We start from the raw sequence: 25,715 nt of genomic DNA, 5'->3' as shown, positions 1-25,715 counted from the left end.
GCCCCGGCCGTCCGCCGCGTTCGTGAACTCTATGAACGCAAACGTGACCTCCGTCACTTCGGGGCCCATAGTCGGAGCGGCCCATCCCCCGGGGCCACCAGGACTGCACGGCAAGGGAGCCGCAGATGTCGATCGCTGGAGCCGCCCCGGCGGCGGGACCCAGACGCAAGGACCGGACCCACTACCTCTACATCGCGGTGATCGCCGCGGTGGTCGCGGGCGTCGTGGTCGGTCTGGCCGCCCCAGGGTTCGCCGTGGAGCTGAAGCCGGTCGGCACGGGCTTCGTCAACCTGATCAAGATGATGATCAGCCCGGTGATCTTCTGCACCATCGTCCTGGGCATCGGCTCGGTGACCAAGGCCGCGAAGGTCGGCAAGGTCGGCGGCCTCGCCATCGGCTACTTCCTCGCCATGTCGACCGTCGCGCTGGCCATCGGCATGGTCGTCGGCAACCTCCTGGAGCCCGGCGGCGGCCTGCACCTGACCGCCGCGCTCGCCAAGTCCGGCCACGCCCAGGCGGCCGCCGGCGGTGCCCAGTCGACCACCGACTTCCTGCTCGGGATGATCCCCGAGACCCTGTTCTCCGCCCTCACCCAGGGCAAGGTCCTCCAGACCCTGCTGGTCGCCCTGTTCACCGGCTTCGCGCTGCAGGCGATGGGCGCGGCCGGCGCGCCGGTGCTGCGCGGGATCGAGCACGTGCAGCGCCTGGTCTTCCGGGTCATGTCGATGATCATGTGGGTCGCGCCGATCGGCGCCTTCGGGGCGATGGCCGCCGTCGTCGGCGCCACCGGCACCGCCGCGCTGAAGAGCCTGGCCGTCATCATGATCGGCTTCTACGTCACCTGCGTGCTGTTCGTCGTCGTGGTGCTGGGCACGCTGCTGCGCCTGGTCGCCGGGGTCAACGTCTTCGCGCTGCTGAAGTACCTCGGCCGCGAGTTCCTGCTGATCCTCTCCACCTCCTCGTCCGAGAGCGCGCTGCCCCGCCTGATCGCCAAGATGGAGCACCTGGGCGTCAGCCGCCCCGTCGTCGGCATCACCGTGCCGACCGGCTACAGCTTCAACCTCGACGGCACCGCCATCTACCTGACCATGGCCTCGATCTTCATCTCCGAGGCGATGGACAAGCCGATGTCGCTCGGCGAGCAGCTCTCACTGCTGGTCTTCATGGTGATCGCGAGCAAGGGCGCGGCCGGGGTCACCGGCGCCGGACTGGCCACCCTCGCGGGCGGACTCCAGTCGCACAAGCCCGCACTGGTGGACGGCGTGGGACTGATCGTCGGCATCGACCGCTTCATGTCGGAGGCCCGCGCGCTCACCAACTTCGCGGGCAACGCCGTCGCGACCGTGCTCATCGGGCACTGGACCGGCGAGCTCGACGCCGCACGGGCCCGGCAGGTGCTGGCCGGCGAGCTGCCGTTCGACGAACTGACGCTGGTCGACGCCCACGGTGCGCCCGCCGGGCCCGCCGGCGCGGCGGACGGCTCCACGACCGACGCCCCGGAGGACGTCCCCGCCCAGGGAACCGGCCACGGAACCCCGCAGGGAACCCCTCAGGGGACCTCCCCCGTCGGCGTCTGAGCCCGGCGGCACCCCCTCACTCCCTGGTCCGGCGCCTCCCACCAACCCCCGGAATCGGCGCCGGACCAGGGTTTCGTCTTTCCGCCCGGCTTCCGTCCGGCTTTCGGTCCGGCGGCAGTCCGGCCGGCACGTCACAACTCCTGCGAGCCGCTGACCACCCAGGCCACCCCACTGGCCGGGTCCTCCAGCGCGATGTGCAGATGGTGCAGTCCGGCCGACGGTTCCTGCCAGGTGAAGCAGCGCATCCGGGCCACCAGCGCGTTCACCTCGCCCCGGTCCGTCCCGCTCGCACGATCCGCGCCGTCCGTCCCGCCCGCACCGTCCGTACTGCTCGCACCGCCCTGACCGTCCGCCCCGGCCACCGCCGCCAGCGCCCGCCACAGCCCCAGCCTCCCGTGCGCACAGCCCCGCGACCGTCCCACGGCGGCGGCCCGCACCAGCGCCGGGTAGGCGAGCGCGAACGGCAGATAGCCTCCGACCACCCGCCGGTCGCGGGCCAGCAGGGCGGCCGCCGCCGGGGCCTGGCCGCGGACGCAGGCCGTCTGCGCCCACGGCGCGAGCGCGCCCAGCCCGGCCAGCGCCCGGGCGACCCGCGGTCCGGCCGGCCGGCCACCCGGCTGCGCCGCCGGGGGCAGTTCCACCTCGCCCAGGCCCTCCCGGCTGGCCGGCAGGGTCAGCAGCGCACTGCGCGCGCCCCCGCCGGGCAGGTACTCCCGCACCCGGGCCGTCTCGCCCCAGCCCGCCACCTCCCATGGCTCCAGACGCAGTGGCACGCCCTCCGGATCGGGCTCGGCCGTGTGCGAGAGGTCCTCGCCGAGCAGCGCCCTGGTGTGTGCGACCAGCCGTCGCACCGGGGCCGGACCGAGCAGCGGGGCCAGCCGCAGCCAGGAGTGCCTGGTCGCCAGCACCTCCCAGAGCGGACCGGCGTCATGGTCGGCCACCCCGGCGGCCGTCCCCGCGCCACCCTCCCGGTCGAACAGCCGGACGGCCAGCTCGGGCGGCGCCGCGTAGGCGATCAGGTGGCCGAGCGGAGCCGTCAGCGCCGCCGCGGCCTCCTCCCCCGCCTCCGCCACGGCAGCCGCGCGGCCCTGCCGGTAGGCGGCGAGCAGCTCGGGCCAGCGGCCGTCCTCGGCCAGTGCGCGCAGGCCGCCGTCCTCGTACGTGATCACGATTCGCAGGGTACGGGCCGGGGCAGCGCCCGAGCCGACTTGCCGACGGTTCGGTGCGTCGGGGTGGCGCGGCGGTCGCCCGCCCGCCACCGCGCCCTCAGCTCCGCTCCCGCTCCCGCGCGTGTTCCCGATCGCGCTCCCGACCGCGCTCCCGACCGCACTCCCCGTCACGCTCGCGCTCCCGCTGGACGACGGCGCGCAGCCGACCGTGGGCGCGGCGCCGGGTGACCGCCAGCGTGCTGCGGTGCAGCCCGAGCAGCTCGGCGGCCTCGTCGACGCTGTAGCCGTCGAGGTCGACCAGCACCACCGCACGGGCCTGCTTGACGGTCAGGAAGCCGAGCAGCCGCATCACCTCCCACCGCGCCTGCAACTCGGCCATCCCACCGGCCCGGAGGTCGGGCAGCCCCCGGTCCCGCTCGCCGATGTCGCCCGTCTCCGGTACCTCGGGCATCGACACCCGCCGGCGCTCCCGGCGCCACTGGTCGCGCAGGATGTTCACCATCGTGGTGAACGCGTAGGCGTACGGCTGCGGATGGCCGAGGAAGCGCTCCGGCCGACGGGCGATCCTGAGGTACGCGTCGTGGACGACGTCCCCCGCACCGGCCGGACCGCCGGCGAGCGAGGCCGCCGCCTGCTGGAGTCTGGGCAGCAGATCCGTGAACACCTGGTTGAATTCGGCCGATTGACCGCCGCTCCCGTTGGGACCGAAGTCCCTTTCCCGTCCGCCGCCGCCCTCATTCCGAGCGCTGCAATCCGCCATGCCGCTCTCCCCGGAAATCGGCACTCCGAGAACCCGGTCAGTCCTGGCCGCAGGAACCATGAGCCAACCGGATTACTTGTGACACAGGTCACATCATAGTTCGTCGTCTCACTGTGCGCAGTCATTCGTGTGCAACACGTCACCAGTCGTACGGGGGGCGGGAATTCACCTCCGCTCGGACCGCGCGATCCGCGTTCGGACCGCGCGGACATCCCGACGTCCGGGACACCCGCCCGACGAGAACCCCTCAGCAAGGAGAACCACCGTGCGAGGCTGCATCGCCAGGAAGATCGCCACGTTCGGGCTGGCCGCCACGGCCGCCCTCGGCGCACTCGGGGCCACCGCCCTGCCGGCCGCCGCGGCGACGGCCGGGACCCGCTCCGTCACCCCCGGGGCCGCCGAGGCCTGGAACACCATCACGTCCGAGGCCTACCACTGCGTCATCACCGGCAACTACGGCTGGCGCTGGGAGGGCTACTGCAACGTCTACTCCGGGCGACTGCGCACCATCACCTACTGTGCCGACGGCTCGCACACCACCGGCCTGTGGATCGGCGCGCGACCGGAGGCCTGGGCGGTCTGGGGCAAGTGTCCCGGGTCCACCTGGACGCGGATCGTGTTCCAGTGGCACAGCTGAGGCACTGCTGAACCGCTGACAGAACCGGCGGTCGACGGCCGACAGATGACGGCTGACAGATTTCGAAAGCTGTCATCTGTCATCTGTCAGCCGTCATTTGTCCGCCGCCCGCCCGCTGCACCTCCGCCGCCACCGTCTCAGCCCACCGGCGAGACGTCCGCGAGCAGCCGGGCGGCGTGCACCCGGCCCGCGTGCTCGACCAGGTTGATCAGCACCTCCTTGCCCGAGGCCCGGCGGCGCGCGTCACACAGCAGCACGGGCGTCCCGGCATCCAGGTCCAACGCGCGGGCGACGTCCTCCGGGCCGAACTCCCGCGTCCCGGCGAAACGATTCACCGCGACCACGAACGGGATGCCCCGGTGCTCGAAGAAGTCGACGGCCGGGAAGCAGTCGGTCAGCCGGCGGGTGTCGGCGAGCACCACCGCACCGAGCGCCCCCTGGGCCAACTCGTCCCAGAGGAACCAGAACCGGTCCTGCCCGGGGGTGCCGAACAGGTAGACCGCCAGCCCCTCGCGGATGGTGATCCGCCCGAAGTCCATCGCCACCGTGGTGGTGGTCTTCCGCTCCACACCGTCCAGATCGTCCACCTCGCGCCCGGCCTCGCTCAGCCGCTCCTCGGTGCGCAGCGGCCGGATCTCGCTGACCGCGCCGACCAGCGTCGTCTTGCCGACCCCGAAGCCGCCCGCCACCAGGATCTTGAGCGCGAGCACGGTGCCGTCGGGATCCTCGGCGTCGAACGGATCCGGCCCGCCGTACGGATCCGGCCCGCCGTACGGATCGGACAGGCCGAGGGGGTCGGACGGTACGCGCGGTCCGGACGGTACGAGCGGTGCGGACGGTACGCGCGGGGCGGACGATGCGGACGGGTGGTCAGAGTGCGCGGAGTCCACGGATGACCTCCTGGAGGATGCGCTCGTCGGGGAGCAGGGCGGGCGGGACGGGACGGCGGACCCGGATGAGCCCGGCCGTCAGCAGATCGCCGAGCAGCACCCGCACGACACCCACCGGCAGGTCGAGGTCGGCGGCCAGCTCGGCCACGGACAGCGGGGTGCCCCGGCACAGCGCCAGGATGTGCGCCTGTTCCGGGCCGACCGGCGGCTCGGGCACGCCGGGCAGGAGCGTCGGGTCGGGCGGCTCGGTGACCACCACGGCGATCAGGTCGAACTGCTGCTCCCCGGCCCCGGTGCGCCCCCGGGTCATCGCGTACGGGCGGACCATCGGCCCGGCCTCGTCGTCGTACCAGCGCGCCCGGTGGGCCGCGGCGAGCGGGTTGCGGGGCTGCCCGTCGGGGTCGGCCCCCGGGTGCTCCGGATGTCGCCCCCGGTACGGGCGGGGCACCGGATTCACCGGCCGCCCACCGCCCGCGGCGGGGCGCCCAGATGCTCCCCGACCCGGCGGACCAGCCTGGCCATCTCGTAGGCGATCAGGCCGAGGTCGGCCCGGGAGGTGGCGAACACGGCTAGGCAGGTGCCCTCTCCGGCCGCCGCGACGAGCAGGTAGCCGCCCTCCAACTCGACCATGGTCTGGCGGACTTCGCCCGCACCGAAGTGCCGGCCCGCTCCCTTGGCAAGGCTGTGGAATCCGGAGGCGACGGCCGCCAGGTGCTCTCCGTCCTCCCGCGCCAGTCCGGCCGAGGTGCCCATGGCCAGGCCGTCGGCGGAGAGCATCACGGCGAAGCGCAGCTCGGGGGCGCGCTGGACCAGCTCGTCCAGGAGCCAGTTCAGCGCTCCCGCGCGGTGGGTGGTGGCGATCACGGACGCTCTCCTTCGGATCGGGACGGGGATTGGGGGTGGTGCGCCCGCGGCGGCTGCGGAGGGTCGGCGGGCTGCCCGTCCCGCCGGCCTTCCGGGTGCAGACCGCGCGCCCATCCGTTCTGGAACGCGGACATCGCCGCCCGCGCCTCCTCGGGGCTGCGGCCCGCCGCACCGAAGCCGTCGCCGGAACCGCCCCCGGAACCCGGCCCGGCGGAGGCGAGGACGGAGGAGGAGGCAGCCGTACGGCCCCTGTGCGCAGGCGGACGGGCCGGGGCCTCGCGCAGCTGCGGTGCGAGGCTCGCCTGGCGGGTCCGGCGCGGCAACTCCTCAGGCCCCTGGCCGAGTTGGTGGCCACCCGAGCGGGGACCGTCCGAGCCGGGGCCACACGATCCGACGCCGTCCGAGCCGGAACCGTCCGTGGCCGGTCCGGGTACCGGCTCCGCGAGGGAGCCCTGACCGTACGGCTCCGCGCCGTACGGCTGCGGCGGCCCGGACTGCGGACGGGCGGCCGCACCCGCGCGCCCGTCCGCAGCCGGACCGGCCTCCCGGGCACCGGAGGCCCGGAAGGGGGTGCGGCGCACCGGCCCGGGGGCACTGCCCCGGACACCGAACGGCAGCAGCGCCCCACCTTCCGGCGGCGGCCCACCCGCCGCCGGAAGCCCGTCACTCGTCCCGCCCTGCGGGTGCTCCCGGTGCCCCGGTTCATCCCGGCGCCCGGGGTGCCCCGGGTGTCCCGGGTGTCCCGAGACGCCGGTCGGGAGACCCGGCGAGCCACCGTTCGGGCCACCGCCCGGACCGCCCGCCGGCCGCTCCGCGCGGCCGTGCTCCGGGGTGAACTCCCGCTCCGGGACAGCGCGGTGATCCGCCCGATCGGCGAGCACCGGCTCCACCGGCCCTGCTCCGACCGCCGCGGCACCCGACGCCAGCGTGCCACCCGACGCCGTGCCGCCCGCCGCCGCCGAGGGCAGCGGAGGCGCGACCGGCTCGAAGCCGTACCGCACGTCCTCGGCCCCCACCGCCGCCGCCTCGTCGGCCAGCAGCGCGGTCGACAGCAGGACCACCGCCGTGGTGCCGCCGTACGCGGAGGTGACCAGCGAGACCTTGACGTCCTGCCGCCGGGCGAGCCGGCTGACCACGAACAGGCCGAGCCGGTCGCTGTCGAAGAGGTCGGTCTGCTCGGCGGCGGCGATCCGGCGGTTGGCCGCCGCCAGCACCTCCGGGCCCATGCCGAGGCCGCGGTCCTCGATCTCCAGCGCGAAGCCGTTGCCGACCCGTTCGCCCCGGATGTGCACCCGGGTGTGCGGCGGCGAGAACCCGGTGGCGTTCTCGACCAGTTCGGCCACCAGGTGGGTGAGGTCGGCGACGGCGTGGCCGACCACCGCGGCGCGCGGCAGCGGGTGGACCTCGACCCGGGCGTACTCCTCGACCTCCGAGACGGCCGCGCGCACCACGTCCACCAGGGGGACGGGACGGCGCCAGCCCCGACCGGGGGCCGCCCCGGAGAGGATGATCAGGCCCTCGGCGTGGCGGCGCATCCGGGTGGTGAGGTGGTCCAGCCGGAACAGGTCGGCGAGCTCGGACGGATCCTCCGTACGGCGCTCCATCGCGTCCAGCAGGGTGAGTTGGCGGTGCACCAGGACCTGGCTGCGGCGCGCGAGGTTGACGAACACCCCGGACACTCCGGAGAGCACCTCGGCCCGTTCGACCGCCGCCGTGACCGCCGCCCGCTGGACGGTCCCCAGCGCCCGGTGCACCTGGCCGATCTCGTCGCCCCGCCCCACCGGCCGGGGCGCCTCGGCCTCGATGTCCACCTCCTCGCCCGCACGCAACTTCCGCATGGTCGCGGGCAGTTTGCGCCCGGCCAGCTCAAGTGCCGAGTTGCGCAGGCCGATCAGCTCGGTGACCAGCCCGCGCCCGATCTGCACCGAGATCACCAGCGAGGCCACCACGCCGACCAGACCGAGCAACACGGCCATCCCGACCGGGGTGAACAGGCCCAGTGCGTACGGGTCCTGGCGCTCGGCGGCAAGCCTTCCGGCCCGGTCCTCGACGCCCCGCAGGGCACCGGCCACGTTGCCCGCGACCATCGCCCAGCGGTCGGCCGGCACCGCCGCGACCGCCGCCCGGCCGTCGGCGGCCGTCCGCACCCTGTCCTCGTACCCGGCCAGCTCGCGGTGGTCCTGGCCCCCGGTGACGGCGAGCAGCTCCGCCCGGTCGACGGAGCGCAGGTCGGCGGCGGCGCCCCGCTCGAACTCGCGCCGGGCGAAGGCCGCGCCGGAGAACTCCCGCAGCTGGTCGTCGCCGAGCCCGCCCGACAGCTGGGCAGCGCGCAGCAACGCGTCCTCGCGGGAGAGCAGTTCGCGGGACCGGGCCAGCTCCAGCAGCACCCGCGCGTCGGCGGCCGCCTGGCGCTCCTGGAAGGGAGCGACGGCGCCGGCGGCGGCGAGCGCCCGGTCCACCGCCTCGCCGTACGCCGCGTACGCCTCGGGCCAGCCGACGCTCCTGGCCAGGACCCGGTCGCGCAGTGCGGGCAGGGTCGCGAGCGAACCGCCGAGGGCGTCCAGCCGGGCGGCCGCCTCACCGCCCAGGCCCTGGGCGTCGGCGCGGTTGTAGCCCCGGTCGGGTCGGCGGGGGTCCGGGAAGAGCGGGGCGAGCGCCCGGTCGGTGGCCGCCGCCGCCTCGCGCAGGGCGCTCTCCCGGGCGGCGCTGGGGGCGGTCGCCGGGATCGCCGGGATCGCCGCCGGGGCTGCTGGGGCTGCCGGAGCCGCTGGGGCCGCTGGGGCCGCTGGGGCCGCTGGGGCCGCTGGGGCCGCCAACAGCTGACCGACGGCGGTGCGTTCGGCCTGCAGCCCGGCGACCGTCTCCGCGACCGGCGTGAGCAGCGTGCGCTGGGCGTCGCGCTGGCGCATCAGGCCCCAGACGCCCTGGGCGGTGGTGACGGTGGCGAACCCCCACAGGGCGATGACGGAGACGACCGGGACCATCAGCAGGGCGATGATCCGGGCGCGGACGGTCCGGGGGCGCAGCCCGCGCAACCACGGGCCGGGGCGCGGCGAACGGGCGGGCGGCCCGGCATGGGCACCCCGGCGGGTACCGGGGGCGGTACCGCGGTCTTCTCGCATGGGTGAGGAGCCTTTCGGGCGGGGAGGGCGGAGGCCGGGTGGGCGGAGGCTGCGGGGCCGGACCGGGAGCGGGCGGGCGGGGAGCGAGCGGGCGGGCGGTGCGAGGGCGCGAAGGTGCGGCTCAGGCTGCGCGGTCGTGCCGCTCGGCGTCGCGCCGCCCGCCGGCCGCCGGGGTGGGCTCGTGCCACGCGCGTTCGGGGTGCGGGGGCGCGGCGGGGGACTCCTCCACGGCCAGTTCGCCCGCCTCCCGGTAGCCGGCCCGTTCCTGGGCGGTCGGCGAGAGTGCCACGAAGGCCGAGGCGAGGAAGAGGAACGAGCCGAGGCCGACGGCGAGCGGGAAGACGAACTCCATCGGGCTGACCCCGCCGAGAACGGTCCGGGTCGGCTCCAGCCGGACGTGGACGGCGGCCATGCCGGTGTAGTGCATGCAGCTGACGGCGAGGCCCATGGCCATCGCGGCGGCCGCGGCCGTGTACACGTTGCGGATGGTGACGGCGGCCCAGAGCGCGGCGGTCGCGGCGCCGACCGCGATCAGCACGGACAGCGCGACCGTCCCGGCGTCGTAGTGCAGTCCCCCGTGCATCCGCAGGGCGGCCATGCCCAGGTAGTGCATCGCGGCGACGCCGAGACCGGTGGTGACGCCGCCGGAGAGCAGGGAGAGGCCGCGGTGCCGGCCGTAGCAGACCACGGTCAGGCCGAGGCCGGTGACCAGCACCGCGACCACGAGGCTGAGGACGGTCAGCGGCACGTTGTAGCGCAGCTCGGTGCCGTCGACGGTGAAGCCGAACATGGCGACGAAGTGCATGGTCCAGATGCCGGAGCCGATCGCGGCGGCAGCCGTGATCAGCCAGTTCCGCCGGGCCGGACCGCTCGCGGCCAGTCCCCGCAGCGTGCAGCGCAGGCCGAGGGCGGCGCCGGTGCAGGCCATCAGGTACGAGAGGGCGGGGGTCAGCCAGCCGAGGCTGAGATGGTTGAGAGTGCCCATGGGACCTCCGGTCGACCGGTCGGGCCCGGGGGCGGTACGCGGTGCGCCCGGGCGCCCCGGGCCGGGCGGACTGCACACGAATGGCATATGCCAACCGCATGTGCGCTTCCGGCTTGGGGTGCGTGGGACGCTACCGAGGGGCCGGAATCGGTCAGACAAAGATCTGAAAAGCTGCCCGCAGGAAGCGGGTGATGTGTTCCGATGGCCCTGTCGTCTACCCAGAGGGCGTCCAGCGCGGCGGACGGCGTGCGGGGAGCTGCGCACAAACGACAGCGGACAGATGACAGAGTTTGAAATCTGTCATCTGTCCGCTGAACTCTGTCGGCTGTCGGCTGTCACCCGCTGGCCGTCAGCGGCTCGCCGTCACCCGGATCCGCATCGGGCTCGCCGCCCGCAGCGTGATCCCCTGGGCGAGCGCCACCCGCCGGTCCACCGCCTCCACCTCGAAGTCCCGCAGCAGCACCCCCAACGCCAGCACCGCCTCCAGCATCGAGAAGTGCTGCCCGATGCAGGCCCGCGGTCCGCCACCGAACGGGAACCAGGCGTAGCGGTGCCGGGCCCGTTCCGCCTCCGGGAGGAAGCGGTCCGGGTCGAAGCGCTCCGGGTCCACCCAGTGGTCCGGGTGCCGGTGGGTGACCAGCGGCGCGACCACGACCTGCGCCCCGGCCGGGATCACGTACCCGTCGATGACGGTCTCCGCGACCGCCCGCCGCCCGCCCAGGGCCGCCGACGGGTAGAGCCGCATCGCCTCCTTCAGCACCCGGGTGATGTAGGGCAGCGCCTCCAGGTCCGCCGCCGTCGGTGCCCGCCCCGCCAGGACGGTCCGCGCCTCCTCCCGGGCGAGCCGCCGCTGCTCGGGGTGCATCGCCAGCAGGTGCAGCGCGAAGGCCAGCGCGGTGGCCGTGGTCTCGTGCCCGGCGAGCAGGAACACCAGGACCTGGTCGCGGAGTTCGGCCGGGTCCAGCCGCCCGCCGTCCTCGTCGCGGGCCCGTCCGAGCAGGGTGAGCAGGTCGTCCGCGTCCTCGTCGCCGCCGCCTCGCGCGGCCCGTTCGGCGATGATCCGGTCGCAGACCCCGTACAGCGCCCGCTGTGCCTCGGCACCGCGCCGGTTGGCCGGGGTCGGCCAGGTGCGCGGGAGGCGGACCGGGGCGTAGCCGCGCTCCTTCACGTACTCGCCGAGCACCGGGAAGCTGCGGTGCACCACCGCTATCGCCTCCTCCACGTCGGCACCGAAGAGGATCCGCGCGACCGCCCGCAGGGCGAACCGGGACGTCTCCTCCGCCGCGTCCACCACCCCGCCGGGCACCGCCCGCCAGCGCTCGGCGAGCGACTGCGCCTCCTGCGCGAGCGCGTCCGCGTAGCCGTCCACCCGGCGCCGGGTGAACAGCGGCTGCACCATGCGGCGTTGGCGCTGGTATTCGGCGTCCTGGCTGGTCAGCAGCCCGTTGCCGACACTGGTCCGCAACTCGTCGTAGAAGGGGTCCTCCTTGCGGAAGTTGGCCGCCTCGACGGCCAGCACCTGCCGGACGCCCTCCGGCGAGAACACGCCGTAGAAGTCGGCGCGCAGCCCGGGCGGCCCGGCCTGGAAGCGCACCACGTCGCCGTGGTCGCGGCGGGCCGCGAGGTAGCTGCGCAGCGGGCGGCGGGTGAGGTCGAACAGCGAGCCGACCAGGCGGTTCCCCGCCGGGACGGGTATCGCGGAGGTGGGGGCGGGCGCGAGCCCGGGGGCCCGAACGGGGACGAGTTCGATGGTCATCGGCACTCCTTCTGTACAGGGGTGTGCCCGCCGCCGCTTCCGACGGGCGGTCAGCACCGAAAGGAGCCGCGCCCGGACCGACCGACGGGCCGACCTGCCCGGCCGGATCCGGACCCGTCTCACTCGTATTCGGTGCCCCCCTTGCGGGTCAGGTAAGCGTCGCTGACCACCTTGGCGATCGCCCGCCCGCCGAGCACCGGGCTCCAGCGCTCGGTGACCGGCCGCACCACCACGCCCTCGCGCAGGTGCAGTTCACGCCCGGAGACGCTCTCCTTGCCCCGGGCGAACCCCAGGACGGTCTCCGGGTCGAACGGCCCGCGCCACAGCTCCGGCACCAACGGCAGCTCGCCGTCCAGCAGTTCGGCCGCCGAGAACCAGTTCAGCTGCCCGTCCACCACGGCCGAGACGTCGAAGGCCGCGTAGCCGGGCCGCTCGGTGCGCGCCGAGGAGCCGTAGCCCAGGTCCTGCACGCCCTCGCCGAAGACCTCGCCGAAGACGCCGACCCGCTCCGCCCCGAGGCGCTCCGCCAGCCGGGCGGCGGCGGCCGGGATGCCGTAGGCGCGCACCGCCCGCCAGTAGAGGTTGCGCTCGTCCTCGACCAGCGCCAGCCCCTGCGCGCCGATGCCCTTGGACGACACCTGCACCTCGCCGGTGGCGGCGACGTACGTGACCAGGCAGCAGCTGCCGTGCAGCTTCTCGGTCAGCACCACCGGCTCGCCCGGCTCGAAGGCGTCGGGGTAGCGCTTGAGGTTCTCGATGTCCACCCAGGGCAGCAGGTCGGGCGCGCTGACCACGTCGCCGCTCATCGACGTGGGCACCGGTGGCTGCCACTTGACGACCCCGAGCAGTTCGGCGAAGTCCTCGCCGCGCTCGGCCGCGGCGGCCAGGTCGGTGCCGGCGAGTGCGGCGGGCCGGCAGACGATGCCCTGGGACAGCTCGCCGCGCAGCCGTACCGCCTTCACCCGGTTCGCCCGGGCGCCGGCCAGCTTGCCGGTCAGGCCGAGCTCCTCGATCAACTCATCGGGCAGGACGGACTGTTCGGGGATGTAGACGGCGTGGTCCCCGGTCCGGTACATGCCCTTGGCGACCACCGCCCGGTAGAGGCCGACCTGCGCGAGCTCCAGGGCATCGGCGTTCGGGTGCTCCAGGACGGTCAGCTTCTCCGCGGTGACGCGCAGCGTGGACATGGAAGGACTCCTCCCCTCGGTTCGGCCGCGGCGGTGCTTGCGACCAACCCGGCCGCGTGTACGGACGGCCACCACTCTGTCCGTTCGACCACCGACGGCGCGACGCAATTTCCGCGCGCCCCCTCCGGCCCCGCCGGCATGGCCCGCGCGACCCGCGCGACCCGCCACGCCCTGCCCCGCCCCGCCCCGCCCCGCCCCACCGGCACGACCCGCCTCACACCCGCACGACCCACCCCGCCGAGCGCCCCCGCCATGTGCCCCCGCACCCGTTTGAGCCATCCCACAGCAGTCCGGAGGCCCACGCCGGATCCCGCCTGTGCAAACCGACAGGGGATTTATCGCTCGCATATGCGGCACTATGATCGCCGTAATGGCCGCAGCTGCGGCCAGTCCCTCGCGCCCCTTCCGGCGCGCACCCTGGAGGGGAACCACCGATGAGCACCCGCACGCCCACCACCCGCAGGCTCGCCGTCGCCGCCGCCGCGGCCCTCGCGCTCACCCTCGGAGTCACCGCCTGCGGCAGCGACGGCGGCAAGTCCTCCGGTTCCACGGCCTCCTCGGCCACCTCCCCGGACTCCTCCGCCGCCGGCAGCGGCGTCCCGAAGGCCTCCGGCACCGTCACCGTCTTCGCCGCCGCCTCGCTCAAGGAGACCTTCACCGAGCTCGGCAAGAAGTTCGAGGCCGCCAACCCGGGCGCCAAGGTCACCTTCAACTTCGGCGGCAGCTCCGGCCTCGCCACCAGCATCAACTCCGGCGCCCCGGCCGACGTGTTCGCCGCCGCCAGCCCGGCCACCATGAAGACCGTGACGGACGCGGGCGGCGCGAGCGGACAGCCGACGACCTTCGTCAAGAACACGCTCGCCATCGCCGTCCCCAAGGGCAACCCCAAGCACATCGCGGGCCTCAAGGACCTCACCGCCTCCGGCGTGAAGGTCGCCCTGTGCGCAAAGGAGGTGCCCTGCGGCGCCGCCGCCCAGACCGCGCTCAAGGCCGCCGGCCTCGACCTCACCCCGGTCACCCTGGAGCAGGACGTCAAGGGTGCGCTCACCAAGGTCGAACTGGGCGAGGTCGACGCGTCCCTGGTGTACCGGACCGATGTCCAGGCCGATGCTGCGAAGATCGAGGGCGTGGACTTCCCCGAGGCCGCCAAGGCCGTGAACGACTACCCGATCGCCGCCCTCGCCAAGGCCCCGAACAAGGACGGCGCCGCCGCCTTCGTCGCGTACATCCAGTCGCCCGAGGCCAAGCAGGTGCTGACCGCGGCGGGCTTCCAGGCACCGTGAGCGACCGCACCACCGGCTCCGGGCCGAACCGCCCGGACCAGGACCGCCTGGAGCGGGACCGCCCGGACCAGGGTCACCCGACCCGTACCGCCGACGGCGACCCGGCGGAGCCCGCACAAGCAGGCCCCGCGCAGGCAGGACCCGCGCAGGCCCTGCCGCGGCGGCGCCCGCGAAGCCGCCGCCCGCGCACGCACCGCGTCCCGGTCACCCTGCTGCTCCCGGCGCTGCTCGGACTGGCCTTCCTGATCCTGCCGCTGGTCGGTCTGCTGATCCGGGCCCCCTGGAGCGGCCTGTCCGAGCAGCTCACCAGCCCCGCCGTCTGGGACGCGCTGCGCCTGTCGCTGATCAGCGCGACCGCGGCCACCGCGGTGTCGCTGGTCCTCGGCGTCCCGCTGGCCTGGCTGCTCGCCCGCACCGAGCTGCCGGGCCGCCGGATCATCCGGGCGCTGGTCACCCTGCCACTGGTGCTGCCGCCGGTGGTCGGCGGTGTGGCGCTGCTGCTGGTGCTCGGGCGGCGCGGCATCGTCGGCTCCTGGCTGGACTCGGCCTTCGGCATCACGCTGCCGTTCACCACCACCGGGGTCGTGATCGCCGAGGCGTTCGTGGCGATGCCGTTCCTGGTGATCAGTGTCGAGGGCGCGCTGCGGGCCGCCGACCCCCGCTACGAGGAGGCGGCCGCGACCCTGGGCGCCTTCCGGCTGACCGCGTTCCGGCGGGTCACCCTGCCACTGATCGCCCCGGGGATCGCCGCCGGCGCCGTCCTGGCCTGGGCCCGGGCGCTCGGCGAGTTCGGCGCGACGATCACCTTCGCGGGCAACTTCCCGGGCCGCACCCAGACCATGCCGCTGGCCGTCTACCTGGCCATGGAGTCCGACCCGCAGGCGGCGATCGCGCTGTCGCTGGTGCTGCTGGTGGTCTCCGTCGCCGTCCTGGTCGGCCTGCGCGACCGCTGGCTGTCGACGCCGTGACCCGGCCCGCGCGCACGGCCTCGGACACCGTTGCGGACGCTCCCCCGCACATCTCCCGCGACACTCCCCCGGCCCCAGCGGACCCAGCGGACCCAGCGAACCCAGCGGGCGCATTGGACCCGAGGGACCCGATGGACCCGCTCGACCTCCCGGGCACTCTGGACACCTGGACGCCATCCCGATGAAGACCGACAGCCGCCCCGGCCCCGCTCTGGACGCCCGCCTGCGGGTCGAGCGCGCCGCGTTCTCCCTCGACCTCGCGCTCACCGCCGCCCGCGGCGAGGTGGTCGCGCTGCTCGGCCCCAACGGCGCCGGCAAGTCCACCGCCCTGCGCGCCCTCGCCGGACTGCTCCCGCTCACCGGCGGCCATCTGAGCCTGGACGGCCGCCTCCTGGAGGACCCGGCGCAGCGTGTGCACACCCCGGCCGAGGAGCGTCCGGTGGGGGTGGTGTTCCAGGACTACCTGCTGTTCCCGCACCTCAGCGCGCTCGACAACGTCGCGTTCGGCCCGCGCTGCCAGGGCCGCCCCAAGCGTGAGGCGCGCGCGGAGGCGGCCGGCTGGCTGGAGCGGATGGGCCTGGCCGACCACGCCTCGGCCCGTCCCGGCCGGCTCTCGGGCGGCCAGGCCCAGCGGGTGGCGCTCGCCCGCGCTCTCGCCGTGCGCCCCCGGCTGCTCCTGCTGGACGAGCCGCTGGCCGCCCTGGACGCCCGCACCCGGCTCGACGTACGGTCCCAACTGCGGCGCCATCTGGCCGAGTTCGAGGCGGTGGCGGTGCTGGTGACGCACGACCCGCTGGACGCCATGGTGCTGGCCGACCGGCTGGTGGTGATCGAGGACGGCCGGCAGGTGCAGTCCGGCAGCCCGGCGGAGGTCGCCCGGCACCCGCGCACCGACTACATCGCCCGGCTGGTCGGGCTGAACCTGTACCAGGGCCGGGCCGAGGGCACCCGCGTCACACTCCCGGACGGGGCGGTCCTGGCCACCGCCGAGGAGCTGGACGGCCCGGCCTTCGTCGCCTTCCCGCCCTCCGCCGTGACGCTGTACCGGGAGCGTCCGCAGACCAGCGCGCGCAACCTGTGGAAGGCCGAGGTCACCGGGCTGGAGCTGCACGGCGACCGGGTCCGCGCCGAGCTCGCCGGCGACCTGCCGATGGCCGCCGACCTCACCCCGGCCGCCGTCGCCGAGCTGGAGCTGACGCCCGGCGCCGCGGTCTGGGCCTCGGTCAAGGCCACCCAGACGCACGCCTACCCGGCCTGACGCCCCACGGCGGTCTCACTCCGGCGCCCCCGGCGCGGTCACTACGGCGCGGTCATTTCGGCGCGGTCTCGCCCCCCGACGCGATCACTCCGCCGGCTCGACGAACCCCGACTCGTACGCCGCGATCACCGCCTGGGTGCGGTCCCGCGCGCCCAGCTTCGCCAGCACGCTGCTGACGTGCGTCTTCACGGTCTGCACGCCGAGGAACAGCCGCTCGGCGATCTCCCCGTTGCTGAGGCCGCGCGCGACCAGCCGCAGCACCTCCACCTCGCGCTCGGTCAGCGCCGCCCGCTCCATCGCCGCACGGGCGGTCGGGTTGCCGTGCCCGGCCGCCAGGCGGCGGATCGCGGCCGGGAACAGCAGCGACTCGCCCGCCGCCACCAGCCGTACCGCCTGGGCGATCTCGGCCGGGCGGGTGCGCTTGAGCAGGAAGCCGTCCGCACCCGCGCGCAGCGCCTGGTAGACGTAGTCGTCGTTCTCGAAGGTGGTCACGACCAGGATCCGCGGCGGGCGCTCACCCGGTGCGCCGGGGCGCAGCAGCTCACGGGTGGCGGCCAGGCCGTCCAGCACCGGCATCCGGACGTCCATCAGCACGACGTGCGGACGCAACGCGCGGGCCAGGGCGACGGCTTCCGCTCCGTCGGACGCCTCGCCGACCACCCGCAGGTCCCCCTGCGCCTCCAGGACGGCCCGCAGACCGGCCCGGACCAGTTCCTCGTCGTCGGCGAGCAGGATGTCCGTCATCCCGGCGGCTCCTCCGGCCGGACCTGCCATCGCAAGATCGTTCGTCACGAGCCCAAGCGTAGGGGCAGGCGCACGGCAAGCACCCACTCCCCGCTCCCCTCCTCGAACGGCCCGGCCACCCCCGCCGCGGCCCCTGCCACGGCCCCTGCCGCCGTGCCCGCCGCTACCGTGCCTACCGCCGCCGTGCCCGCCGCCGAAAGCCCCGCCTCCGCCTCCCCGCCGAGCAGCGTGGCGCGTTCGCGGATTCCGCGCAGTCCCTTTCCGCCCTTGCGCGTCGCATACCTGCCCGCCCCGCCCGCTCCGCCCGCCGGAGGCCGCGTCGCTCCGTTCGCTGAACGTCCGGCGCCGGGCAGCCGGTTGGCGCAGCGCAGCTCCAACCGGCCGTCCCGCACGGCGATCCGGATGTCGATCGGCTCGCCCGGTGCGTACTTGAGCGCGTTGGTGACGCCCTCCTGGACGATCCGGTACGACTCGCGGGAGAGCACTCCGGGCAGGGTGCCGGGCTTCACGTCGACCCGCGCCTCCACCGGGCTGCCAGCCGCCCTGGCGGTGTCGAACAGCGTGGGCAACTGGTCGATCCCGGGCTGTTCGGTGGCCACGCCGTTCGCCCCGGCCGGGGTCTCGCGCAGCAGCACGAGGGTGCGTTCGAGGTCCTCCATGGCCTGTCGGCCGGTCTCCTCGATGACTTCGAGCGCCTTGGCGACGAAGTCCCGGTCCCCGACCTCGCGCGCCGCGCCCGCCTGAAGGACGGTCACCGTCAGGGCGTGGCCGATCGAGTCGTGCAGCTCGCGGGCCAGGCGGTTGCGTTCCAGGAGCCGTTCGGCCCGCAGCTCCGCCTCGGCCAGCCGCTCGGCCGGGGAGGGGCCCAGCAGCCGTATCGCCATGGCGAGTTGGAGGCGGCCCGCGCACACCAGGAACCAGCCGAAGCCGAGGACCGCCAACGGTACGAGCGGGAGGTACCAGAGAGCGTCCGGGCCGGTCAGCCGGTCGAAGGCCCCGGTGATCCCGAAGACCAGCGGGAACCCGACCGCCGAACCCAGCGCGACCCGCCCGATCAGCCAGCCGGCCGTCCGCCGCCGGTCGGCCCAGGTGAGGGAGGGCTCGGTGGCGATGTCCTCCTCGCGGTCGGGCACCAGCAGCAGCCGCGCCTGCACCCCCTCGGCCCGGCGGGCGGCCGGTATGAGCGCGGCCAGCGCGAGCAGCACGACGTCCACCGAGACGCCCGCCATCAGGATCTCGCCGAGGCCCTTGTGGTACGTCCCCGGATAGACCATCAGCACGATGCCCGCGAAGAACCACCCCACCAGCAGGTGCAGCATCCGTGCGTAGGTGGTGCCGGCCACCAGCGGCGCGAAGAGCCCGGACACCGCGCTCAGCGGCGCCGCGGTCACGGACACCGCGCTCTTCAGCACTGCGATCTTGGACATCGGGCCATCCTGCCAGTCCGCCCCCGGCTCCCGACTCCCGCTCCGGTCGCCCGCGATCTCCCTCCCGGGAGGGAGGCGGCTCCCCGCCCCGGCGGGATCCGCCGCACCGGCCCGCTCCGGTCGAATGGAACCACCGCCCGGGGCCGACCACAGCGAGCACCGGCGAAGACCGCCAAGACGACGAGACGAGGGGAGCGGGCCGTGATCGAGATCCAGGGCCTGACCAAGGAGTACGACGGCCGGCGCGTCGTCGACGACCTGACCTTCGAGGTGCGACCCGGCGTGGTGACCGGCTTCCTCGGCCCGAACGGCGCCGGCAAGAGCACCACCATGCGCCTGGTCCTCGGCCTCGACCGGCCGACCGCCGGGCACGCCCTGGTCGACGGCCGCCCCTACGTCGAACTGCCCGACCCGCTGCGGACGGTCGGAGCGCTGCTGGACGCCCAGGCACTGCACGGCGGCCGGACCGCGCACGGCCACCTGCGCTGGCTCGCCGCGAGCAACGGGCTGCCGGCCCGCCGGGTGGACGAGGTGCTCGGCCAGGTCGGCCTGGCGGACGCGGCCGGACGGCGGATCCGGGGCTTCTCGCTCGGCATGCGCCAGCGTCTCGGGGTGGCCGCCGCACTGCTCGGCGACCCGCCGGTGCTGTTGCTGGACGAGCCCGTGAACGGCCTGGACCCGGAGGGCATCCGCTGGATCCGCACCCTGCTCCGCGATCTGGCCGCCGAGGGCCGGGCGGTGCTGGTCTCCTCCCACCTGATGACCGAAATGGCGCTCACCGCCGACCACTTGGTGGTGATCGGGCGCGGCCGGCTGCTGGCCGACGCCGCCGCCTCCGAGTTCATCGACCGCCACGGCCGGACCCGGATCAGGGTCCGCGCCGTCGACCCGACCAAGCTCGCCGCCCTGCTCCGCGACCCCGGACACGGCCTCGACGCCACCGAAGTCGCCGGCGGCGCCTGGGAGGTGAGCGGCACCGAACCCGAGCGGATCGCCGCGCTCGCCGCCGCCGACGGCGTGGTGCTGTACGAGATCGCCGTGCAACAGGACTCCCTGGAGGAAGCGTTCATGCGGATGACGGCCGACAGCGTCGAGTACCGTGCGGAGGCCGCCGCGTGAACGCCTCGACCCCTGCCGTGACGTCCGCCGCGACATCCGCGGTGGCATCCGCCGCGACATCCGTCGTGACGTCTTCCGGGTCCCCTGCCGTCAACGCCCTGCGCGCCGAGTGGATCAAGCTCACCACGCTCCGCTCGCTCTGGATCACCCCGCTGCTCGCCCTGGTGCTCACCGCGGGCGTCACCGCCGCCGTCGGCGCGGCCCTGGGCGGCAAGGACCACAACATCACCGACGACCCCGGTGTCGGCGTCTTCTACGGCCTCAACTTCGGCCAGGCGGCGCTGACCTGCTTCGGCATCCTGCTGATCGGGCAGGAGTTCAACACCCGCATGATCGGCACCTCGCTCACCGCCGTCCCGCGACGCGGCCGGCTCTACGGCGCCAAGCTCACGCTCGGCGCACTGGTCGGCCTGGCGGTCGGCGCCGTCGGCACGGCGGGCGCCTTCGCCGGGTACGCGGCCTCCGTCCCCGCCGACTGGGACGGGCCCGCCTTCGTCCGCACCGCCGTCGCCGGGGTGCTGTACCAGACGCTGGTGGTGGTGCTCTGCCTCGGAACGACCGCCGTGCTGGGCAACCTCACCGCCGCCATGGGGCTGCTGGTCCCGACCCTCTTCCTGCTCTCACCACTGCTCGGCGGAGTCCCGGGGGTGCGCCGGGTGGTGCAGTTCCTGCCCGACCGGGCCGGCCAGTACGCCCTGCGGTACGTCGACGACCCGCAGATCGCCTACGGCCACTGGACCGGGCTGCTGATCATGGCGCTCTGGACCGCCCTGGCGGCGTACGGCGGACTGCGGGCGATGCGGCGCGCCAAGTGACCACGGGCGAACAGGACATGGGAGACGGGACATGGGAGCGACGATGAGCACGATGGCCGACGCGGTTCGCGCCGAACGGGTCAAGTTCACCACCCTGCCCTCGCAGTGGGCGGCCCCGCTGGTCGCCCTGGCGCTGACGGTCGGCGTCACGGCGGCCGTCAACGCCGCCTACGGGGCGAAGGACCACACGGCCGGCGAGGACCCGGCCGGGGGGATCTTCTACGGACTGCTCTTCGGGCACGTCGCGGTGGCCTGCCTCGGCATCCTGCTGGTGGGGCAGGAGTTCAACACCCGCATGATCGGCACCTCGCTCACCGCCGTCCCCCGGCGCGGCCGACTGTACGGCGCCAAGCTCGCGCTCGGCACCGGGCTGGGCCTGCTGCTCGGGCTGGCCTCGACGGCGGGTTCGTTCCTGGTCGTCGGCGCCACCGTCGGCCTGGACCTCTCCACCCCTGGCCTGACCCGCAGCTTCCTGGCCGGCGTGCTGTACCACCCGATGATGGTGCTGATCTGCCTCGGACTGACCGCGATGCTGGGCAACTTCAGCGCCGCGCTCGGCCTGCTGACCCCGATGGTGTTCCTGGGCACCACCTGGCTGGCCGCCATCCCCGGTGTCCGCGAACTCGGCCAGTTCCTGCCCGACCGGGCCGGCCTGTACGCGATGCGCACCCAGCCCGAGCCGGGCGTCCACTACGGCCACTGGACCGGGCTGCTGATCATGGCGCTCTGGACCGCCCTGGCGGCGTACGGCGGACTGCGGGCGATGCGGCGGTACGAGCCGAGCTGACGGGCGACGGGGGGAACAGTGGACGGATGACAGATGACGGATGACAGATTTCAAAATCTGTCATCCGTTCGCTGTTATCTGTTGGCCGTCATCTGTTCGCCGCCGTTCGTCGCCGCCACCCGTCGCCCGCCCGACACCCGCCACCCGACACCCGAGAGCCGCCCGACACCCGCCCGGCCCCGCCGTCACCGCAGCGCCGGGTGCTCCGCGATCACCGTGCAGCTGCCCAGCGCGATCTCCCTGCGCCCGGGTCCTACACCCGGATGCAGGACCCGGACCGACACCGAGAACGAGGCATGGTTCCTGGCCCCGCTCGCGGACGCAGTCGTGGACGGTCGAAGTACGCGTCAGCTGCCCCGAAGACCCACCGCCATGGTCAGTTCAAGGACGCGGTCCGGCGAGGCGAGATCCGGAAACAGCTCCCGCAGCTGCGACATCCGGTACCGGACTGTCTGTGGATGGACGAACAACGCCGCCGCCACCTCGTCCCGCCTGCCCTGGTGCAGCAGCCACGCCCGCAACGTCTCCTCCAGTCGCCCCGCGGTCGCGACGGGCAAGGCCCGCAACGGCGCGAGGGCTCGGGCACGCAGGTCTGCGAACGCGTCCACGTCCGCGCTCAGCACCAGCTCGGGCAGGTGGTCCTCGGTGTCGCGAATCTCAGCGGAAAGGGAGCGCGCGCGTACGGCCCGGGCGTACGAGGCGGACGCACGAGTCCATGGCCGTGCCGGGCCGACCACGGCGGTGCGGCCGGTCAGCTGCCGCAGGAGGTGCGGTCGGTCGGCATCGGGGACGAGCAGCACACCGGTGGCGTCCGGCAGGTCGTCGAGGACGAGAGTGCCCGGGTCGAGCACGCGGTAGGCAGGCCGGGCCTGGGCGGCGGGCAGCAGGACCACGGTCAGCGAAACCGGGGGCTGCCACCCGGCCCGTTGAACAGCGGCCAGCAGCACGTCCGGACTCGCGCCGGCGAGGAGGTCGCGGGCCAGGTGTTCCAGGTGGCGCTCGTGGGCCCTGCCCCGGGCGGCCAGTTCGTCGGCATGGCCCGCGGCGCTCGCGGCGGAGAGCTCGTCGATGTAGGCGAAGGTCAGCTCGGCGAACTTGGCGACCTCGGCGGCGGGCAGACCCGCGGGTACGGCACCCGCTGCCAGGCATCGCCAGGCCACGCGGGCGCCGACGCGGTAGGCGCTGAGCAGGGCGTCCATCGAGCGGCCGTCGCGCACCTCGCCGCGGCCGAGCTCGTAGGCCGCGTCGCCGGCGTCGCCACTCGTGGCGTTCCCGCTCGCGAGGTCCAGGTAGTGACCCAGGGTGGTGCGGACGGCCCGGCGGATGGTGCCGCCCATGCGGCCCGAAAGCGCGTTGGCATAGGGCGGGACCTCGTCAATGATCGCCTGGACGACCTCGTCGGCGGTGGCCGTCAGCGCGGCCCGAAGAGCGGTGACCGTCGTCTCATCCAGGACCAGTTCGGCGGCCCTCCTGATTGCATGGCTCACGTTTTTGTTCCCTACGAACAATTCAGCCGACCAGATTCACATCCTACGGTCAGGACTTTACGCCCTGAGGCGCAGCAAGCTGGGGTCATGACGAGTGCAGCCCTCCGCAGCAGGGCATGGAAGCTGCTGGAGATGGTCACGACGCCGCTGCTGCCGTCGGACTACCTCGACCTGGTCAGCCCGCTGCGTGCGGGCGCCGACCTGCGTGGGCGCATCGAGGCCGTGCACCCCGAGACGGCTGACGCAGCGACCATCGTGATCAGGCCGGGACGGGGCTGGCGCGGCCACACAGCCGGTCAGTACGTGCGGATCGGGGTCGACGTCGACGGGAGGCGCCTGTGGCGTGGCTACTCCATCACCTCACCGACAGACCGCCGGGACGGCCGCATCACGATCACCGTGAAGGCGATCCCGGACGGCAAGGTCAGCAACCACCTCGTCCACAGGGCGACACCGGGCACGCTGATCCAGCTCGACCAGCCGACCGGTGACTTCGTGCTGCCGCGTGCCAAGCCCGCCAAGGTGCTCTACCTGACGGCCGGCAGCGGCATCACGCCCGTGATGGGCATGCTGCGCGACACCGAGGTCGACGACGTCGTCCTGGTCCACTGCGCACCACAGCCGCAAGACGTGATCTTCCGCGACGAACTGCACGGCCTGGTCGCGGACAAGAAGCTGCGCCTCACCGAGGTGCACACCGACACAGACGGCAGGCTCGACATCGCCCGTCTCGGCGAACTCGTGCCCGACTGGGCCGAGCGCGAGACCTGGGCCTGCGGGCCTGCGGGCCTGCTCGACGCCGCAGAGGAGCACTGGACCGAGAACGGCGTCCGAGAGCGCCTGCACACCGAACGCTTCCGCCCCCGCATCGCCGGCGACGGCGACGGCGACGGCGGCGGCGGCGGCAGCGACGGCGGCGAGGTCACGTTCAGCGCCAGCGGCAAGACCGTCGACGCGGACGGCGCCACGCCCTTGCTGGACATCGGCGAGGAGGCCGGCGTGCTCATGCCCTCCGGGTGCCGCATGGGCATCTGCTTCGGCTGCGTCACGCCGCTCAAGGCGGGCGCCGTCCGCGACCTGCGCACCGGCGAGATCACCGAGGCCGAGCCGGGTGTCCTCATCCAGACCTGCGTGTCCGCCGCGGCGGGCCCCTGCGACATCGAACGGTAGGCACCTTGACCGCCATCGACCCCACCGCCCACCTGACCGCCGAGCAGATCGAGGAGCTCGGCCGCGAGCTGGACGCGATCCGCGACGAGGTGCTCGCCGACCGGGGCGAGAAGGACGCCGCGTACATCCGCAAGGTCATCTCGGCGCAGCGCAAGCTCGAACTGGCCAGCAGGGGCGTGCTGCTGTTCTCGATCTTCCCGCCCGCATGGCTGATCGGCACCGCCGGCCTGTCCGTGGCGAAGATCATGGAGAACATGGAGATCGGCCACAACGTCCTGCACGGCCAGTGGGACTGGATGCGGGACCCGAAGATCCACTCCACCACCTGGGAGTGGGACCACGTCTCGCCGGCCGAGCAGTGGAAGCACTCGCACAACGAGCTGCACCACACGTACACCAACGTGATCGGCAAGGACAACGACCTCGGCTACGGCATCATGCGCGTCGACGAGGACCAGAAGTGGCACCCGCTCCACCTCGGTCAGCCGCTGTGGAACTTCGTCAACGCCTGCTTCTTCGAGTACGGCATCGCAGCGTACGACCTCGAACTCGGCAAGAACCTGCACAAGCGCCGCCGCAGGAACCCGGAGTTCCGCGCGCGGGCCAAGGCCGTGGGCCGCAAGATCCGCAAGCAGGTGCTCAAGGACTACGTGATCCACCCGCTGCTGTCGGGCCCGTCGTTCCTCACCACGCTCGCCGCCACGTTCACCGCGAACCTGGTCCGCAACATCTGGTCCCACTCGGTGATCATGTGCGGGCACTTCCCCGAGGGCGTACAGGTCTTCGAGCGCCAGTCGGTCGAGGGCGAGACGCGCGGCCAGTGGTACCTGCGCCAGATGATGGGCTCGGCGAACATCAGCGGCAGCAGGGCCATGCACTTCATGACGGGCAACCTGTCTCACCAGATCGAGCACCACCTGTTCCCGGACCTGCCGAGCAACCGGTACGCCGAAGTCGCGGTGAAGGTGCGCGCGCTGTTCGAAAAGTACGAGCTGGAGTACGTCACCGGGCCGCTGCCCAAGCAGGTGTTCTCCGCGTGGCACAAGGTCTTCCGGCTCTCGCTGCCGAACAAGAAGCCCAAGGTCAAGACACCGGCCCGCGAGAAGGAGCTCGTCGCGGCCTGATTCCCGGTATTGGTTCTCCGGGCGGCGATTGCCGAAAGCCGCCCGCCGAGCCCCTGGTGACCACCGCCCACCGGCGCCCGTCCGACGGACAGGTCGGGGCGGGGTCACACCGTTGCGGGGACACCTACCCGCCTTGCCCGGCAGAGGGAGTGCCGCCCCCACCCCCTCCAGGAAGACCCGCCGGAAGCATGCGACTGCCGGGAACGCGCGCCTCGCGGTTGACCGGCAGGTCGCGGAAGCATCCGGGATCCGCATCAACCCGGTCTGCGGCGGCCGGGCAGTCGTCGTGCAGCAGTCGGCGTGCATCTGTGGACGACGAGGGCCCGTTCCCGCGGGTGCTGTTCCTCGGCGACGGCCCCGACACCGTGGAACGACGGCTGCGCGCGGCGACCCGGGCCAGGTGGGCGGTCCGCGCCGGCTCGAACGGCGGCGGCACGGCGAGGGGTCCCACCGACCGGTGGGACCCCTGCGCGCGGGTGGGTCAGCCCGTTGCCCCCGCCGTCGGCCGGACGGCGACCGCGTCGATCTCGAAGAGCATCCCCGGCAGGGCGAGCGAGGCGACCCCGCTGAGCGTCTGCGCGGGCAG

Annotated in this window: 22 protein-coding genes and 1 pseudogene; 10 read left to right on the top strand and 13 right to left on the bottom strand. The window is 73.9% G+C overall.

Annotation, left to right across the window (positions count from 1 at the left end; all coding sequences use genetic code 11):
- Positions 1–125 precede the first annotated feature (125 nt).
- Positions 126–1,577 (top strand): cation:dicarboxylate symporter family transporter, encoded by a 1,452-nt coding sequence (locus tag ACGFSC_RS21295; protein WP_359898608.1) that lies wholly within the window; start codon positions 126–128, stop codon positions 1,575–1,577.
- Positions 1,578–1,708: 131 nt separating this feature from the next.
- On the opposite strand, the gene ACGFSC_RS21290 is transcribed toward ACGFSC_RS21295, so the two are convergent.
- On the bottom strand, positions 1,709–2,746 hold the full coding sequence (locus ACGFSC_RS21290; protein ID WP_359898609.1) for a hypothetical protein: 1,038 nt from the start codon (positions 2,744–2,746) through the stop codon (positions 1,709–1,711).
- A gap of 97 nt (positions 2,747–2,843) precedes the next feature.
- Positions 2,844–3,410 carry an RNA polymerase sigma factor gene (locus ACGFSC_RS21285; protein ID WP_359898611.1) on the bottom strand — a complete coding sequence of 189 codons (567 nt, stop codon included), beginning with the start codon at positions 3,408–3,410 and terminating at the stop codon, positions 2,844–2,846.
- Between the two features lie 361 nt (positions 3,411–3,771).
- Between ACGFSC_RS21285 and ACGFSC_RS21280 the strand changes: the two genes are divergently transcribed.
- The gene (locus tag ACGFSC_RS21280) at positions 3,772–4,143 is read left to right on the top strand and encodes a hypothetical protein (protein ID WP_359898613.1); all 372 of its coding nucleotides are present in this window, start codon (positions 3,772–3,774) and stop codon (positions 4,141–4,143) included.
- Positions 4,144–4,280: 137 nt separating this feature from the next.
- Here the strand turns inward: ACGFSC_RS21280 and ACGFSC_RS21275 are convergent, their stop codons facing one another.
- The 7 genes from ACGFSC_RS21275 to ACGFSC_RS21245 all read right to left on the bottom strand — a co-directional run bounded on the left by ACGFSC_RS21275 (position 4,281) and on the right by ACGFSC_RS21245 (position 12,947).
- Positions 4,281–4,853: an ATP/GTP-binding protein gene (locus tag ACGFSC_RS21275; RefSeq protein WP_359898660.1), complete on the bottom strand. Its 573-nt coding sequence runs from the start codon at positions 4,851–4,853 to the stop codon at positions 4,281–4,283.
- 160 nt (positions 4,854–5,013) lie between these two features.
- Entirely contained in the window at positions 5,014–5,361 is a 348-nt protein-coding gene (locus ACGFSC_RS21270; RefSeq protein ID WP_359898661.1) for a DUF742 domain-containing protein, read from the bottom strand.
- Between the two features lie 125 nt (positions 5,362–5,486).
- Complete coding sequence (locus ACGFSC_RS21265; RefSeq protein WP_359898615.1) at positions 5,487–5,897, bottom strand: roadblock/LC7 domain-containing protein; 411 nt, start codon at positions 5,895–5,897, stop codon at positions 5,487–5,489.
- Positions 5,894–9,019: a nitrate- and nitrite sensing domain-containing protein gene (locus ACGFSC_RS21260; RefSeq protein ID WP_359898617.1), complete on the bottom strand. Its 3,126-nt coding sequence runs from the start codon at positions 9,017–9,019 to the stop codon at positions 5,894–5,896. The genes ACGFSC_RS21265 and ACGFSC_RS21260 overlap by 4 nt, the downstream gene beginning before the upstream one ends.
- A gap of 121 nt (positions 9,020–9,140) precedes the next feature.
- The gene (locus tag ACGFSC_RS21255) at positions 9,141–10,004 is read right to left on the bottom strand and encodes an MHYT domain-containing protein (protein WP_359898619.1); all 864 of its coding nucleotides are present in this window, start codon (positions 10,002–10,004) and stop codon (positions 9,141–9,143) included.
- A 349-nt stretch (positions 10,005–10,353) separates the two neighbouring features.
- Positions 10,354–11,760 (bottom strand): cytochrome P450, encoded by a 1,407-nt coding sequence (locus tag ACGFSC_RS21250; RefSeq protein WP_359898621.1) that lies wholly within the window; start codon positions 11,758–11,760, stop codon positions 10,354–10,356.
- Between the two features lie 119 nt (positions 11,761–11,879).
- Complete coding sequence (locus tag ACGFSC_RS21245) at positions 11,880–12,947, bottom strand: RNA ligase (ATP) (protein WP_359898623.1); 1,068 nt, start codon at positions 12,945–12,947, stop codon at positions 11,880–11,882.
- A 434-nt stretch (positions 12,948–13,381) separates the two neighbouring features.
- On the opposite strand from ACGFSC_RS21245, the gene modA reads away from it, so the two are divergent.
- The 3 genes from modA (at position 13,382) to ACGFSC_RS21230 (ending at position 16,456) form a co-directional block, all read left to right on the top strand.
- Positions 13,382–14,230, top strand: a complete 849-nt coding sequence (modA, locus tag ACGFSC_RS21240) for a molybdate ABC transporter substrate-binding protein (protein ID WP_359898625.1) — start codon at positions 13,382–13,384, stop codon at positions 14,228–14,230.
- Between the two features lie 152 nt (positions 14,231–14,382).
- Positions 14,383–15,198, top strand: a complete 816-nt coding sequence (locus ACGFSC_RS21235) for an ABC transporter permease (RefSeq protein ID WP_359898663.1) — start codon at positions 14,383–14,385, stop codon at positions 15,196–15,198.
- Positions 15,199–15,379: 181 nt separating this feature from the next.
- Entirely contained in the window at positions 15,380–16,456 is a 1,077-nt protein-coding gene (locus tag ACGFSC_RS21230; RefSeq protein ID WP_359898627.1) for an ABC transporter ATP-binding protein, read from the top strand.
- Positions 16,457–16,540: 84 nt separating this feature from the next.
- On the opposite strand, the gene ACGFSC_RS21225 is transcribed toward ACGFSC_RS21230, so the two are convergent.
- Positions 16,541–17,200, bottom strand: a complete 660-nt coding sequence (locus ACGFSC_RS21225; RefSeq protein WP_359898665.1) for a response regulator transcription factor — start codon at positions 17,198–17,200, stop codon at positions 16,541–16,543.
- Positions 17,201–17,244: 44 nt separating this feature from the next.
- Entirely contained in the window at positions 17,245–18,627 is a 1,383-nt protein-coding gene (locus ACGFSC_RS21220) for a histidine kinase (protein ID WP_359898629.1), read from the bottom strand.
- 201 nt (positions 18,628–18,828) lie between these two features.
- On the opposite strand from ACGFSC_RS21220, the gene ACGFSC_RS21215 reads away from it, so the two are divergent.
- The 3 genes from ACGFSC_RS21215 to ACGFSC_RS21205 all read left to right on the top strand — a co-directional run bounded on the left by ACGFSC_RS21215 (position 18,829) and on the right by ACGFSC_RS21205 (position 21,348).
- Positions 18,829–19,746, top strand: a complete 918-nt coding sequence (locus tag ACGFSC_RS21215) for an ABC transporter ATP-binding protein (protein ID WP_359898630.1) — start codon at positions 18,829–18,831, stop codon at positions 19,744–19,746.
- Positions 19,747–19,811: 65 nt separating this feature from the next.
- Positions 19,812–20,561 (top strand): ABC transporter permease, encoded by a 750-nt coding sequence (locus tag ACGFSC_RS21210; protein WP_359898632.1) that lies wholly within the window; start codon positions 19,812–19,814, stop codon positions 20,559–20,561.
- Positions 20,562–20,604: 43 nt separating this feature from the next.
- Positions 20,605–21,348 carry a hypothetical protein gene (locus ACGFSC_RS21205; RefSeq protein ID WP_359898633.1) on the top strand — a complete coding sequence of 248 codons (744 nt, stop codon included), beginning with the start codon at positions 20,605–20,607 and terminating at the stop codon, positions 21,346–21,348.
- Positions 21,349–21,695: 347 nt separating this feature from the next.
- Here the strand turns inward: ACGFSC_RS21205 and ACGFSC_RS21200 are convergent, their stop codons facing one another.
- A complete protein-coding gene (locus ACGFSC_RS21200) occupies positions 21,696–22,835 on the bottom strand; it encodes a helix-turn-helix domain-containing protein (RefSeq protein ID WP_359898635.1) in 1,140 nt (379 codons plus the stop codon).
- A gap of 87 nt (positions 22,836–22,922) precedes the next feature.
- Between ACGFSC_RS21200 and ACGFSC_RS21195 the strand changes: the two genes are divergently transcribed.
- Both ACGFSC_RS21195 and ACGFSC_RS21190 read left to right on the top strand, forming a co-directional pair.
- Complete coding sequence (locus tag ACGFSC_RS21195) at positions 22,923–24,005, top strand: ferredoxin reductase (RefSeq protein WP_359898636.1); 1,083 nt, start codon at positions 22,923–22,925, stop codon at positions 24,003–24,005.
- A 5-nt stretch (positions 24,006–24,010) separates the two neighbouring features.
- Positions 24,011–25,129 (top strand): acyl-CoA desaturase, encoded by a 1,119-nt coding sequence (locus ACGFSC_RS21190; protein ID WP_359898638.1) that lies wholly within the window; start codon positions 24,011–24,013, stop codon positions 25,127–25,129.
- A 481-nt stretch (positions 25,130–25,610) separates the two neighbouring features.
- Here the strand turns inward: ACGFSC_RS21190 and ACGFSC_RS21185 are convergent.
- A pseudogene (locus tag ACGFSC_RS21185) lies at positions 25,611–25,715 on the bottom strand (RidA family protein); the annotation flags it as partial.

This window comes from Kitasatospora sp. NPDC048715 (assembly GCF_043198905.1).
In the GTDB taxonomy this organism is placed as follows: domain Bacteria; phylum Actinomycetota; class Actinomycetes; order Streptomycetales; family Streptomycetaceae; genus Kitasatospora; species Kitasatospora lactacystinica.
This window is presented reverse-complemented; position numbering and strand designations above follow the sequence as displayed.